Source organism: Candidatus Acidianus copahuensis (assembly GCF_000632495.1).
Classification (GTDB): domain Archaea; phylum Thermoproteota; class Thermoprotei_A; order Sulfolobales; family Sulfolobaceae; genus Acidianus; species Acidianus copahuensis.
This window is the reverse complement of sequence record NZ_JFZT01000033.1, coordinates 1-13,587: the sequence shown is the minus strand read 5'-3', so window position 1 is coordinate 13,587 and position 13,587 is coordinate 1. Positions and strand designations below refer to the sequence as shown.

The window sequence follows — 13,587 nt, the reverse complement described above, 5'->3', positions numbered from 1 at the left end:
GTTCTGTAGGTAAAACATTAGCCTTCCTTAAAGCGATTCTAAAAACGTCAAACAGAAGATCTGAAAAATTCTTGTCATATCCACTTTTCCCCTTATATTTGTAGCTTTCAATCTCATAATTTACGCAGAGAGGTATAGAGAGACCCTTAATTTCATAGGAGTGTATACCATAAAAGATAAGGTTAGTATCGATGACCACTTTTTCTTTTCCTTCCACAAAATCTTCTAAGCCAATTTTTTCGTCATTTTCCTTAATAACTAGGAGCTTATTATATCCAAGTAAGTTTAATATATTATTAATTTTATCTTGATTTTGACGAAATATGTTTGGCTTTGAGCCTTTTTCAGAACTTCCGATTATTTCTTTATTTATCTTTTCCTTAAGATATGATATAGACTTCAAATCTTCACCATTTAACTTGAGATTAGTAAATCTTAGTTCTATAGAGGAGTCAATGCTATTTGAAATAGAGTTTAATTCGAGACTTATTCTCATTATTTCTTTTAAAAAACTATTTCTTTCCTCATCTAGGAAATGTAAGATTTTATCTCTAAGTGGAAATTTTCCATTTTGAGCTGTTCTTCTATTGTCTTTACAAACTTCAATTAATTTCTCCACATTTCTAGGGACAAATGGATAGTAAAGTCTATACCATGGACCAAATCCAAAGACATAATTAGCTAAACAAATGTTTACATTGGATAATTTTTCTTGAGAAAAAAATAAACCCATGCTTACAGCAATTATGTTTGCTCCAGAAGTAGGAATTAGAACTAATTCTTCACAATCTACTTTCTCTTTTAGAAAGTCTCTAAGATCTTCTATAGGATCTTCTTTCACAACTTTGTTTATCGAGATTTTTTCTACAACCTTTCCATCATTTTCTAGTATTTTTAAAAAAGGATCTAACTTTTTTGCTAACATAGGTTCATTAAATTTTGCATATATAATCACAAAGCTATCTGGATTATATGCTTCTAATGTCCTCATTATGACGGAAACAGAGCTTTCAAAGGAAAGATCTGATCTGTTTATGGGTATTATTGCGCATCTTTTACGTTTGTTTTCATTTGCCATAGATGGCTATTAATAAACAACAAGATAAAAATTTTTAAAACATTTCACTTATATATAATTCTTAATTTAAATATTTGTATAGTAAGCAAAAAAAGATAGAGGTTTTATAAACAAGAAGAATACGTCCTTTTTATATTAGAAATGAGAATGAGTGAAAGTAACTATATTTATTAATTATTAAAAAAATATCTATACACAACAACTTAATCTCTTTACGTCAGTGTAAAAGGATAGAGCCACCAGCCTAAGGGATTCAGCAACCGTCGGAAAGACATGAATCGTATCAACTATATCTTCTATGGTTAAACCTTTCTTAACTACTAATGCGGCTTCTCCTATAAATTCAGCAGCATTTTCACCCATAACATGCACTCCAAGAATTTTCTTTGTTTGATCAATAACCATCTTTATAAGACCTTTCTTCTCTCCTAAAATTTGTGCTTTCGCAACGTCAGACATCCTTAAGGTCCTGCTTTCAGTTTTTCCCCTTTTTCTTGCTTCTTCCTCAGTTATACCTACCTTTGCAAGGTTTGGCTGTGTAAAGATAACTTGTGGAACGGAGGTTAAATCAACTTTTCTACCGTCGTTATTTATTGCATTTTGAGCTGCGGTAGAACCCTCATATCCAGCTAGAGCTTCTAACATTGGACCTCCAGTCACGTCTCCGGCAGCAAATATCGATGGATTTGTAGTCCTTAATTCCTGATCTACTAAAATGCCTCCTCTCGAATTTAAAGAGACTCCAGCATTCTCCAACGCAAGATCTACGTTAGGTCTTCTACCCGTTGCTAAAAGTATCTCGTCTGCAATGACTTCGCCTAAGTTCGTATAAACTTTTTTACCCTCATTAGTTTTCTCAACTCTTTTTATCTCAATTCCTGTTCCTACATAAATTCCTTCTTCCTTAAACGCTTTCTCTATCTCTAGAGAAATTTCTGGTTCCCAATCTGGAATAAGAACCTTACTTCGCTGAAGTATCGCTACCTCTTTCCCAAATCTATTATACATTTCCGAAAACTCTAGGGCTTGAGCTCTACCTCCTACTATAATCAAAGAATCTATATCTCTATCTGGAGAAAGTGCTTCTACATTTGTCCAAAATCCGGATTCCCTTAATCCAGGAATTTCAGGTATTGATGGAGAGGAACCGGTTGCTATTATGAACCTATCTCCCTCTATGATCTTTTCGTTGACCTTTACGGCTTTAGGCGAAATAAAGTGGGCCTTTCCATCCACGTAATCTACATCATAATATGAGAGTAAGTCTTCGTATTTCTCCTTCCTCATGGATGAAACTAGGAAGTCTTTTGATTTAACCGCATCAATAATACTTTGTTTTCCTTTACCTCCCAATTCTTTAAAGTATTTAATTATTTCTCCTCTTCTTAATAAAAACTTTGAGGGTACACAGCCAACATTTACGCATGTCCCACCTACTGTTCCATGGTTAATGATTACCGGTCTTATTCCTAGTTGATTCGATCTTATCATAGCAGCAAAACCTGCAGCTCCTGCACCTATTATAACAAGCTTCATATGTTTTCCCCGTGCTTTGAGAAATACTTTTCAGCACAGTGAGAACAACAAAAATAATGGATTTTACCATTTTTTTCCTCCGTATAGGCGTTGCCTTCATTTATTGGAGATCCACACTGTTCACACTTGAGTTCGTCTTGTTTGAGATTCAGGTTTAATTTCATCTTTTCACCAATACATTTTACGAAGGAAAGTATAAAAGATTGTTCATATAAACATATGTTCATATAAAGCTTATATTCGTTCAAAAGCATAAAGATAGTATGGAAATGTTATCGAATGAACTTGAGAGGTTGTTTGGTTCACTAAGTGATAGTACTAGGATAAAGATAGTTATGCTTGTCATGGAGAGAGGCGAAATTAGCGTAAACGAAATAGCAAAGTCGTTAGGAAAGTCTCAATCTCTCATCTCCCATCATTTAGCTTGTCTAAGGAACTGTGGTATATTAAAAGTGGAAAAGAAGGAAAAATATTCAGTTTATTCAATAAATGGAGAAGAAATTAGAGAGTTGTTAGAGATTGCAATTCAGCATGTAAAGAAGTATAGTAAATCTATACTAGGATGTGAGGTAATATTGGAGGAAAAGGGGAAAGAGACGGAAAAAGAGAAAATCCATGGTATATAGATAAATAATTATTTTCAGCTCCGTCGAATAGAATACGGGAAACACCACATGATTATTATCCTTTACTTCATGTGATTTTATAGTATTTACAGAATTTTTTAATTTGAATAATCATGATTCATTAATGTTCTCAAAGGTTTGTTACCTTTATGACTGCCTCCACGTATTTCCACAATCCTTACATTTAAATAATGAGGTTGTATCTCCTCTTAAATCAAACTGAGTTTCCATATGAATGGAATTACTACCACACTTTGGACATTCTATGAACTTCTGAGGAGGGTGATGAGATAAAGTTACTGAAGGAGAATATAATTTTCCGCATAAATTCTCGATTTCCCTTACACTCTCCTCAAGTTCATTTTTTTGAACTTTTAATGAGCTAAGCTTTTCATTAACTGATTCTATATCTTTAGAGAGAATTTCAGCTTCTTTAAAGTCCCTTACTCTCTCATCCTTATCGATTAAGATTAATCCTTTCTTTATCCTTAACTCCTTTTCTACCTTGCTGATCTCATCTTCAACCTTACTAATTTTCTCCTTTACTTCTGTATTCAAGGAGGATAATTGCTGACACTTATTCTTTGCAATAGTTGTTAAATACTCTAATGTGTCCTTTACGCTTTGATCCTTTTGCACAAGATCTCTAGCAACATGTATTTTGGTCAAAAGAATATTTAGAGAGGCCTTTTCTTGGTTCATATAAAAAACTTCTTGAAGGACATTAATATAGATTAGTAAAATAGTGGGAGATGATAATATTAACAATATTGGAGAAGAGTCAAGATTTCTGATGGAATTCCTTACTTAACCTTTGATCAAACTTAGAGAGTATAATATATATAGAAATTTAACTAATCAGATTTAAACTAATTAGTCATAAATTAATCTAAGAAAATTAAAACCGGTGGTTGGGATTGCTAAAACGTATATCAAGCATGAACCCACAACCATCCGTTAAGATATATTTCTTACTCACTCATATTTTGTGATATTTTCTGACTTCTTCCCGATCTAAACCTTAGACTCAAAATTATAGTCAATACTTTTTCCTATAAAAACTAAATAATGCTATCAAAAATAAAGATAGATATTAATAGCAGGAAGGTGGATATTCTAACTTCGCTCTCTAAAACGAAAAAGTTTCCATTATTTAAACCTTGCTTTCGAATTTCAAGCATAGTGCATACTACTTATACTAAGAGACGAATAAAAATTTCTCTTATCTCGAGGGGAATAAGCAAGATGTATTCAATAATTCTTACCGTCCTTAGTTTAGATCTAAGGTGAGGTAAGGCTCTTAATCGTACCTAAATAAGGATTTATTTCATATACTTTAGAGGATCATTAATTAGCCTGATATCAAAGATAACGTAATAATATTTAATAATGGGTTTAACGTAATCTTATACATGTGGTAAAATGAGAGTAATGCGATTGGTCGAATTAGGGAAACCCCTTAGACTACAAGATATTGAGGTGCCTAAACCTAAGGGACCACAAGTTTTAATTAAGGTAGAAGGAGCAGGAGTTTGTCATTCTGATGTTCACATGAGGCAAGGGAGATTTGGAAACTTAAGAATAGTTGAAGATTTAGGTGTTAAACTTCCCATAACCCTAGGTCATGAGATTGCCGGTAAGATAGAAGAGGTAGGGGATGAAGTTATTGGATACTCTAAAGGAGATCTAGTAACTGCAAACCCTTGGACCGGTGAAGGGAATTGTTATTACTGTAGGATTGGTGAAGAACAGTTATGTGACTTACTAGATGGTTAAGAATTAATTATGACGGAGCTTTTGCAGAGTATGTGCTAATACCTCATTATAAATATTTATATAAATTGAGGAGGCTTAATGCCGTGGAGGCTGCACCATTAACATGCTCTGGAATAACAACGTACAGAGCGATTAGAAAAGCCTCGTTAGACCCATCTAAGACGTTATTGGTAGTTGGTGCAGGAGGCGGTTTAGGTACCATGGCAGTACAAATAGCTAAAGCCGTTAGTGGAGCGACCGTCATAGGTGTAGATGTAAGAGATGAAGCTATTGAAGCTGCGAAGAGAGCTGGAGCTGATTATGCTATAAATGTGTCCACTCAAGATCCTATTGCAGAGATTAGAAAAATTACAGAGGGAAAAGGTGTTGATGCCATAATAGATTTGAATAATTCTGAGAAAACCTTGTCAATATACCCTAACGCTTTAGCAAAACAAGGTAAATATATAATGGTAGGATTGTTCGGTGCTGATCTACATTATCACGCCCCCTTAATAACATTAAATGAAATACAATTCGTGGGTAGTTTAGTTGGAAATCAATCAGACTTTTTAGGAATAATGAGATTAGCAGAGATGGGCAAAGTTAAGCCAATGGTAACTAAAACCATGAAATTGGAAGAAGCGAATGCGGCTATAGATAATCTGGAGAATTTTAGAACTGTTGGAAGGCAAGTACTAGTACCATAAATTATTTTTTTTAAAAAATTATTGTGGCTATTTGGGTTTTAATTTGTTAACTTCCTAGTCAATTTAAATGGAAACACCAAGTCATAATGTCGTCAAAATTATATAAGTTCATTATTAGCTTGAGATTAGGCTTTTAATTAGAATTTTTTGTGAATGTTATTTTTATTAATTTAGACTAAGAAATTAAAATTTTTAAAAAGTAGCCTATTCTATGCAGAAATTCCTAGAAAATATTAAAAAGAAAAAGAGACATGGCTACATGTGAAGGGATTAAGACTATTGCTTACATTGCTTTTTTTGTTAATGGTAATGTCCCCATATTTACTTCTTCCATAATTTACTTTTATTCAGATTTATACAATATGAATGATGTCCCAGTATTTAATGCGGAAAAAATTTCCCCCGCACCTGCTCTTCCTCCTTCTTATGAGACAAGTATATATATATAACTAGTTCAAATAATGTAACTGCAGAAGTATCGGAAACACCTCCTGGACCACCAGTACCTCCTCCTGGACCGCCTCCTGGACCTCCTGGAGCACCTACTGCTAACTTGTTTGAAGTAGAGGATGCATCTACTGGAACTGAAATTTTCTATTTTGTTCCATTAATAATTAAATATACGAATAATGTCAACACGTATTGTATAACTTTTTCGCCTGCTCCACCTTCAAAACCTCCTGCAGGGCCGTCTAGTATACCAGTGATAGTTAACGGTAAACCTATAACAAAAATCTGTCATTTTGCAATAAATGGTTACTATGATATCGGCATTTTATTCCAATATAACAACCCTCCCCCAAACAGCAATTCTGCCTTCGCGTGTGTTTACTCTATGATAATAATTTCTCCCGCTAGTGGTGTATATTATTTTTACTTCTGGAACATATCAGTAACTTATAATCATAGCTATCAGGTTCTGACTACCAAGTCGCCATATTATTACGATCTACAAGAATATGGAACATCAGAAGGATTATCTGAAATCGTTTCTTCTCTACCTTCTTAAAGGTCACAGATTATCAAATCTTAGTTTTTAAAATTTTTGAGAAAACTATGATATCGTTGCATGGCGTCAAAGAGATCTATTGGCATTTAAAATTGGTCTAACGGAATCAGGGTGAAATGTCCTGACCATTTGATAGGGTTTTCTGCTTCATAATTAATCTTAGGCTAAAAAAGAGTGAACCCACTTTACACACCAAGGGTAGTTCCCACTCCGCATGATATTTTAAGTTAATCAACAAGATAGTGATGACCAATGATCTCACTTATCACAAGTAAAAGCTCTTCCTGAAAGCAAGATTATGTTTTGCGTAACTGTAGTGTGGATAACTCTTCAAGATATAACACTGAATTAAACTAGTTTTGAATTTCTTCTTTGCCTCTCTATTTGACACTTAAAGATCTCTCATTTAGAGAATTTAACGCCGAACAAGCGAAGGTGAATAAGCCTATTTTTAATTAACTAGAACCAGTCCCTTTTCTTACCTCCTCCATGATTTTAAAGTATTGCTTAATTATCTCTTTACCTTTTTCTGTAATTTCCACTACAGTTTTTACCCCTGTGATAGTTGGTATCTTTCTAACCTTCACAAGTTCCTCTTCTGTTAAGATTTGAAGGTTCATTGATAAATTACTCTTACTTATATTTAGAGCCCTTCTTATGTCGGAATAATCAAGCCTTTCCTTATTGAAAAGACTTATGAGAATACCTAATCTAAGAGGGTTAGATAGCCCTCTATTGTTAAGAAGGTCCACAAGTTCTTTAAGATAGTCCATGAATAACACCAGCATCTCTTAACGACATGAAGCTGGCCAAACTCCAGGTAAGGAGAAATATCACATAGAACCACCATAGAATTAGTTCGCCAACGGGTAAAGCTAGGAGTGCTACAAACGCTAAAATGTCGTAAAACTTAGTATCAGTCATTTTGAACTTGAAAAGTACCTTGGAAAAAACTCTTAAACCAAGAACCAATATCAGCGCATAATAAGACGAAAAATATACTATTAATGAGAACTTGGAGGGAACCGCTATCGTACTCCCAATGATTAGAGCAAAGAAAGTGGAGACTAAAATTGGTAATATGATAGCTATTCTACCTACTTTAAATCCAGGATACTTATACCTTAGATATTCTACTTTAGTTCTAATAAACATCTTTGAGGTTAAGAATATTAATGGTACAGCTATAGCTAATTCCACTAAAGAAACCGATATAGGATAAATGTAGCTACTCCCTAGAAATATATGTAAAATTAACTGGACCACACCTATAATCGGGAAATAGACTGACCATACCAAGTAAAAGACTCCCATGTCTTTTCTTGTAGTTAACGAGAGTATCTTAGTTGCGACTTCGTCGGCGTCTTTAGAAATCTTCCTTATGTCCATTATCCATACCCCAATTCGCTTACTCGCATCATGAACACAATTCTTTGTGAGAGAAGAGAAACTCCCAGATCAAGTAAAATAGGAGAGAAATCGTAATTTGCCATTAATTCTATCAGATACTCTAGAGCAAAATATATCAGCCATAAGGATACAGTTCTATAATCTCCTTTCCTATAAATACCGTCAATATCTCTCCAAATTGAAACAGTATGCGCTCTAAGGAAACCAAAAACCGATGCAACCAAGATCTGGACTCCTAGGAATAACGCTTGAAATCCCGATACATTAACTGGTAACACTCCTAAGATAATGAGAAATATGGGGAAAAAGAAGGTAGAGGGAGAGACCTTTAACCTTCTAGTAGAAACTTGTCTATAGGCTATAAATACCAATATCAAAAAAGTTAATGCTATAAAATAATAGGAAAAGTTATTCTGAAGCATTTACCTCACTTTCCTCATTAGATATATATCAAGGAAAATTATCACCAATGTCCATACGATTACTGAGAGTAAATCCTCTGGAACGCTGACAGAATGGGTAATAACCATCTTTCCAAGGTAAGGAACGCTATTAGTATAGCTTACAGAACCAAAAGAGGTAGGAACTCCACTTCCATAATATGCTGAACCAGAAAGCGCCATGATAGCCATAAACGGCACTAAGTAGTCTACTGTTGAAGAGGAATAAGAGGAATAAAGCCAGATAAAGTAAGATCCTATATTTATTGCTAATAAAATATAAGGAACGAATACGACGTTATCTTGGCCAATCAAATTCAATCCAATGACTATTAATAAAGAAAGAGAAAATATAAATGCCCCAGATAATACAACCGAACCAACTAGTAAGGGAATATCAGAAGGAAAAACTACGATCCCTAAACCATTGATAGAAAAAATCGTAACAAGCATTACTATAAGTATTGATGAAACTAAAAGGGAGGATATAACTCCACCAGATAGAAGTGAGGCAGTAAGTTCTTTCGTCCTTATCTTCCCAAACCTAGTAAGAAATTTAAAACTAGTCATTCCATCCATAAAATACATAGAACTTGCGGCTGCTAGAGAACCTATAATAGAGATCGAAACGAACATATACCAAGTAGATACGTAAAGTCTATATCCATCGCCCAACCAATACGATGAAGTACCATACTGTTGCATTAAGGAAAGGTGATCCTTTAATATAATAGGAGTTCCTGTGAATGCCCCTACCAATACCCAAAAAAGGGAGAAAGAAAATCCCCAGATTATGGAACTCCTACTTAATATGCTAACTTTTGCTGTATACCAAGTTAATCTTTTCATTTTATCATCAATCTCCTTAGGTGAAGCGCGTATTAAAAGTGGTAAGAGTGTTCAAGAGCTTTGAACACTAAACCTAGATTTTAAATGCGGATAGAAAATACAAGATATGTTAAGCATAAATTCTCTAAAGGTCTCGTTTGATAGGCCTATAATTCAAGGAATAGATTTACATCTTGACTCTCAGAAAGCGATCCTTCTAGGAACAAACGGTTCAGGAAAAACTACCATTATTAGATCAATCTCTGGAATAGTTGAGTACCAAGGTGAAATTAAAATAAATGGTATAAGCACTAAGAAAAATGAAAAAGTTGAAGGTTTCTCAACTAACTTACCTGAGATCTTTAAGTTAGGAAGAACTGTCAACGAGATGGCAACTCTATACGAAGAATTAATGGGTATAGACTACTTTCTTTTCATGGATTTTCTTGAAGAGATGAAAATGAAGGAGATCATGAACAGGAAATTCAAGAAATTATCTGCTGGACAACAACTAATTGTTAGAAATGCCTTAGCTTTATCGTCAAAACCTATGGTGTATGCACTTGACGAACCATTTGAAAACGTGGACTTGTCAAGGAGGGATACAATTGCAAAATGGGCAAAAGAGATAGGACTAGAAGGGATTCTGGTTACTCATGAAGCGGATATGCTTACCTCAGAATACTTAAGGGACTTTGAAATTTATTTTCTTGTAGATGGTAAAATATATGGACCAGTAAACGTGGAGGAATTGTTATCCTCTAAGATAGAATACCGCGAAGAACCAGGATCGAAAATGCTCATGGAAAAGAACGGTAAGAAGATCTTTCTAGTTAAAGGAAGTGAGCAGAACGTGTCTGAAGTCATAAAAGAAATTGACTTCATCATGAGATGAAAATTTTTTAGAAACATAAATACAATGAATTTTTTTATTTAGTTATACTCTCTCATTATTGGTTAAAAATATGAGTCTTTCGCCAAGTTTTTACAAATTTTGGATGTCAAGGAATCTTATTAGACTTTCTGTAATGATGTTTTATATTTACTTTATGTGGACGATCGTAGAGAAGTTTAACTCTATATTTTTAGTAAGCTTAATTCCAACGTTATCCTTACTTGGTTACTTCTTGGTTGCATTACCAGAAGGTTACCTTCTTGATAAAGTAAATAGGACTTACGTAATATTTGGATCTAGCATTATTAACTTCGCAATATATGCAGTTCTACTCATTAACTCGTCTCTAATTGCAGTGTACTTAGTTGATCTTTTAGCCTCAGTGTTTTCCTTAATATCAGCAGATGCCTTTCATACTTATGTAAAGGATGCAGTAGAATCAAACGAATTAGGTAAAGCTATATCCTATTCAGTGATCGGTAGATCCTCGTCAGAGATAGGAGGTTCTCTTATTGGTGGACTGTCAGCAGCTTACTTCCAGTCTTTTTTTCCATGGATAATACTTATAATTTCTGCTATCTCCGTCATTATTAGCCTTCCAGAAAAAGTTAAACGTAAAATCGATTTACGTCCTTCTGTTAAGTATAGGACTGTGTTAAGTGTAATTAGACCTATTGCATTTTTTATAGTACTTATTATGATAATTAACGGTTTATTCATATCGATTGACGTTTTAGCATCTGGATTCTTTCATTTAGTCCTACATTCAACCGCTTTATTTTATACTCTCTTTATTTTGGGATTCTCTGTAGGTTCATTAGTAGGTGGAATAATAGGCGAAAGAATAGCGAATAAACTTTTTGGCTCAAAGTTTACTTTTCTCGCTTTTGTCTCACTTTCTATAGGATTTTTCGCAATAGTCCTAATTGACAAAGCAATCTTTGAGCCTGTTATAACGTTTCTTATGGGCCTTGAGGTCAGTATAGCGGACATCCCACTTATGGCTTTCTTTACTCGGATTATTCCTACTAGAGTTTTAGGACGGGTTAATTCCATACTTAATATTTTTATCAATGGTTCATCTCCAGTAATGGCATCAATCTTTGGTGGATTATCTAATCTGTTAAGTGTTAGCGATATCTTCATTGTAGTAGGTACATTGACATTTCTCGTCTCGATTCCAGCATATTTTTCTATCAAGAGAATTTTCAAAATGAGAGAAGAAGATATGGAAAAGATATTGCAAAAAGAACAGACTAAAGAAAAAGGATAAAGCCCTCTACCTCTTCACTAGGTAAAATAGATCTTTATCCCTCGATTTTCTGCACTCAACCTCCCGATACACTTCAGGAAATTCGTTTTTGAGATATTCCTCAGGATATTCTAGGAGGTTTTCCTTTTTGACTCCTCTTTTTCTAGTCATAAGTGTTTGTAAACTATAGTGTTTATTAAACTCCACTGTTTACAAAGTTTCTAAATATGTACTTCAAATAGCATTACAAGAGGGAAAAGCAGAGTTTTATTATAGTTTAATAAGTCAAGACAGGATAGCATCTAAAAATGTTAGAAATAAAAACGGTTTGTTAACCTTTACTCACCAGAATTTAACGATATTGTAGCAGAACCTAATAGTTTTTAAACTCTTAAGTTAATTTATACCTATGGGACAAATTAAATCTACAGAGACTGAAATCATTATGACGCTGAAAAGAGAAGGTCCACTTACCCTTCAACAGTTATCACAAAAACTAGGGATAACAAAAATGGGAGTTTACAAACATCTGGCGAAGCTTGAAAGACAGGGAGTTGTTTCAAGGAAAATTGTAAAAAAGGAAGTCGGAAGACCTTCCTACATCTTTTCCTTAAGCGATAAGGGAAGAGAGTACTTTGTCTCTTCTGATTCCATAGTTCTCTTAAGTCTTCTCGAATTCCTTCAAAGAGAGGATAAAGGATCTTTAGTTATAAAGTTTCTGAAAGAAAGGTCTAAAATAAAAATGGAGGAATATGAAGAGAAATTGAATAAGATGTCCTTTGATGAAAAGGTCGAGAAACTATGTAATCTAAGGAACGAGGAGGGCTATATGGCAGAGATCAAAAAATCTGGAAACTGCTATGAACTTCTAGAGTATAATTGCCCTATTTTTAAAGTAGCATCGTTATTTGGAGAGGCTTGTAGCTTAGAACAGAAACTTTTCTCAGCTGTTCTGAAAACCCAGGTTGAAAACACTCATAGACAAGTCAATGGGTACAATATATGTAGATTTCTAATTAGAGGGAAAAACGCTCCACACCAGATAGAAACCTCACCCTTTAAAATAAGGAGAGCATTAAACGAAGAAAATAATATTCGACATTAATCACTTTCTTCATAAGGTTTTCTATAATGCTCGAGAAAATAAATTCCGCTGATATTATAAGAACCACTGTTCGTACAAATCCATTTATTCATAACTGGCTTTCAATTGACTTCTTTTCTAATCCACAGAAAACAGAAGTTTATGGAAAAGTTGAAGATGGTATACTTTCTTCTTATATAATGATTTTTATTGGCTATGAACAGCCAATAGTAATAATATATAATTATTCAAGTGATATGTTAGATTATATAAATTTAGTAAGAGGAAAGAGAACAGTAATATGGGTATTCGGAGAATATGAAGAATTATTTAGGGAAATGTCTAAGACTGAACAAGTCGTATTAAGAGATAACGTAATCCTTTTTGCTAGAAAGGTAAATTTCTATCCAGGAGGTAAAAAATTAATGCTTGAAGATGAAAGTGCGTTTAATGATTTTAAGGCAAAGGTTCATTGGTTTAAAAATTCGAACTTCTTAGCATTTAAGAGATATGGATCCTTTGAAGGAGAGAAATTAGTAGCAGCGGCTCTAAGAAGGGGAGAACCAAATTACTGCAATATAGGGGGAGTGTATACGTTAAGAGAGTATAGAGGAAAGGGACATGCAAAAAAGGTGGTATCTCTCATAACAAGGGAATGCCTCGAAATGAACTTAGTTCCCTTTCTATCTGTTCATTCCAAGAATGAGCCTGCTATAAGGGCTTATAAGGCAATAGGATTTGAAGAGTTTTCACATTTTAAGTGGATAAAGCTTAACGGATTTACAGCTTTCGATGAGGAAACGTAAAGACTAGGTTGGAACTTCTTGCTTCGTCCTCTATGGCTAATCTCTCTGTTGATAGAAGAAATTCTCCTTTGTGTGTCAGTTTCCTTAAACATCGTATAAGAGTTAAGAATCTTAGAGTTTACACAAGTTCATTATTTTACGTATGGCGCAAAAATTTC

The 13,587-nt window shown here is 34.0% G+C and carries 16 protein-coding genes and 1 pseudogene; 8 read left to right on the top strand and 9 right to left on the bottom strand.

The window, feature by feature from the left end:
• The 3 genes from CM19_RS04110 to CM19_RS04100 all read right to left on the bottom strand — a co-directional run.
• The coding region (locus CM19_RS04110) for a hypothetical protein (protein ID WP_048099191.1) at positions 1-1,078 on the bottom strand (1,078 nt) is incomplete at its 3' end.
• Positions 1,079-1,267: 189 nt separating this feature from the next.
• On the bottom strand, positions 1,268-2,614 hold the full coding sequence (gene merA / locus CM19_RS04105; protein WP_048099190.1) for a mercury(II) reductase: 1,347 nt from the start codon (positions 2,612-2,614) through the stop codon (positions 1,268-1,270).
• Positions 2,611-2,790: an eL24 family ribosomal protein gene (locus CM19_RS04100; RefSeq protein WP_048099193.1), complete on the bottom strand. Its 180-nt coding sequence runs from the start codon at positions 2,788-2,790 to the stop codon at positions 2,611-2,613. The genes merA and CM19_RS04100 overlap by 4 nt, the downstream gene beginning before the upstream one ends.
• Positions 2,791-2,877: 87 nt before the next feature.
• Here CM19_RS04100 and CM19_RS04095 point away from each other — a divergent pair, with 87 nt between their 5' ends.
• Positions 2,878-3,240 carry an ArsR/SmtB family transcription factor gene (locus CM19_RS04095; protein WP_048099189.1) on the top strand — a complete coding sequence of 121 codons (363 nt, stop codon included), beginning with the start codon at positions 2,878-2,880 and terminating at the stop codon, positions 3,238-3,240.
• Positions 3,241-3,387: 147 nt separating this feature from the next.
• On the opposite strand, the gene CM19_RS04090 is transcribed toward CM19_RS04095, so the two are convergent.
• Positions 3,388-3,942 carry a zinc ribbon domain-containing protein gene (locus tag CM19_RS04090; RefSeq protein ID WP_048099188.1) on the bottom strand — a complete coding sequence of 185 codons (555 nt, stop codon included), beginning with the start codon at positions 3,940-3,942 and terminating at the stop codon, positions 3,388-3,390.
• 720 nt (positions 3,943-4,662) lie between these two features.
• On the opposite strand from CM19_RS04090, the pseudogene CM19_RS04080 reads away from it, so the two are divergent.
• The 3 genes and pseudogenes from CM19_RS04080 (at position 4,663) to CM19_RS04070 (ending at position 6,714) form a co-directional block, all read left to right on the top strand.
• Positions 4,663-5,705 (top strand): annotated as a pseudogene (locus CM19_RS04080) (NAD(P)-dependent alcohol dehydrogenase).
• Between the two features lie 251 nt (positions 5,706-5,956).
• On the top strand, positions 5,957-6,154 hold the full coding sequence (locus CM19_RS04075; RefSeq protein ID WP_048099186.1) for a hypothetical protein: 198 nt from the start codon (positions 5,957-5,959) through the stop codon (positions 6,152-6,154).
• A gap of 104 nt (positions 6,155-6,258) precedes the next feature.
• Positions 6,259-6,714: a hypothetical protein gene (locus CM19_RS04070; RefSeq protein WP_048099185.1), complete on the top strand. Its 456-nt coding sequence runs from the start codon at positions 6,259-6,261 to the stop codon at positions 6,712-6,714.
• A 455-nt stretch (positions 6,715-7,169) separates the two neighbouring features.
• Here the strand turns inward: CM19_RS04070 and CM19_RS04065 are convergent, their stop codons facing one another.
• The 4 genes from CM19_RS04065 to CM19_RS04050 are packed head-to-tail and all read right to left on the bottom strand — an operon-like array spanning position 7,170 to position 9,413.
• On the bottom strand, positions 7,170-7,487 hold the full coding sequence (locus CM19_RS04065) for a transcriptional regulator (protein WP_048099184.1): 318 nt from the start codon (positions 7,485-7,487) through the stop codon (positions 7,170-7,172).
• Positions 7,474-8,103, bottom strand: coding sequence for a hypothetical protein (locus CM19_RS04060; RefSeq protein WP_048099183.1), 630 nt, complete (start codon positions 8,101-8,103; stop codon positions 7,474-7,476). The genes CM19_RS04065 and CM19_RS04060 overlap by 14 nt, the downstream gene beginning before the upstream one ends.
• Complete coding sequence (locus tag CM19_RS04055; RefSeq protein WP_048099182.1) at positions 8,103-8,546, bottom strand: hypothetical protein; 444 nt, start codon at positions 8,544-8,546, stop codon at positions 8,103-8,105. Before CM19_RS04055 ends, CM19_RS04060 begins: the two co-directional genes overlap by 1 nt.
• On the bottom strand, positions 8,547-9,413 hold the full coding sequence (locus CM19_RS04050) for a hypothetical protein (protein ID WP_048099181.1): 867 nt from the start codon (positions 9,411-9,413) through the stop codon (positions 8,547-8,549). It abuts the gene before it with no gap.
• A gap of 106 nt (positions 9,414-9,519) precedes the next feature.
• Between CM19_RS04050 and CM19_RS04045 the strand changes: the two genes are divergently transcribed.
• Together CM19_RS04045 and CM19_RS04040 are read left to right on the top strand one after the other, a co-directional pair.
• Positions 9,520-10,287 carry an ATP-binding cassette domain-containing protein gene (locus CM19_RS04045; protein ID WP_048099180.1) on the top strand — a complete coding sequence of 256 codons (768 nt, stop codon included), beginning with the start codon at positions 9,520-9,522 and terminating at the stop codon, positions 10,285-10,287.
• Positions 10,288-10,357: 70 nt separating this feature from the next.
• Positions 10,358-11,560 carry an MFS transporter gene (locus tag CM19_RS04040; RefSeq protein WP_081801203.1) on the top strand — a complete coding sequence of 401 codons (1,203 nt, stop codon included), beginning with the start codon at positions 10,358-10,360 and terminating at the stop codon, positions 11,558-11,560.
• A gap of 6 nt (positions 11,561-11,566) precedes the next feature.
• Here CM19_RS04040 and CM19_RS13060 read toward each other — a convergent pair whose 3' ends face one another.
• Positions 11,567-11,710 (bottom strand): hypothetical protein, encoded by a 144-nt coding sequence (locus CM19_RS13060; RefSeq protein WP_160164863.1) that lies wholly within the window; start codon positions 11,708-11,710, stop codon positions 11,567-11,569.
• 238 nt (positions 11,711-11,948) lie between these two features.
• Here CM19_RS13060 and CM19_RS04035 point away from each other — a divergent pair, with 238 nt between their 5' ends.
• Both CM19_RS04035 and CM19_RS04030 read left to right on the top strand, forming a co-directional pair.
• Entirely contained in the window at positions 11,949-12,644 is a 696-nt protein-coding gene (locus tag CM19_RS04035; RefSeq protein WP_081801202.1) for a helix-turn-helix transcriptional regulator, read from the top strand.
• Between the two features lie 26 nt (positions 12,645-12,670).
• Positions 12,671-13,429 (top strand): GNAT family N-acetyltransferase, encoded by a 759-nt coding sequence (locus tag CM19_RS04030; protein WP_048099178.1) that lies wholly within the window; start codon positions 12,671-12,673, stop codon positions 13,427-13,429.
• The last annotated feature ends 158 nt before the right edge of the window (positions 13,430-13,587 follow it).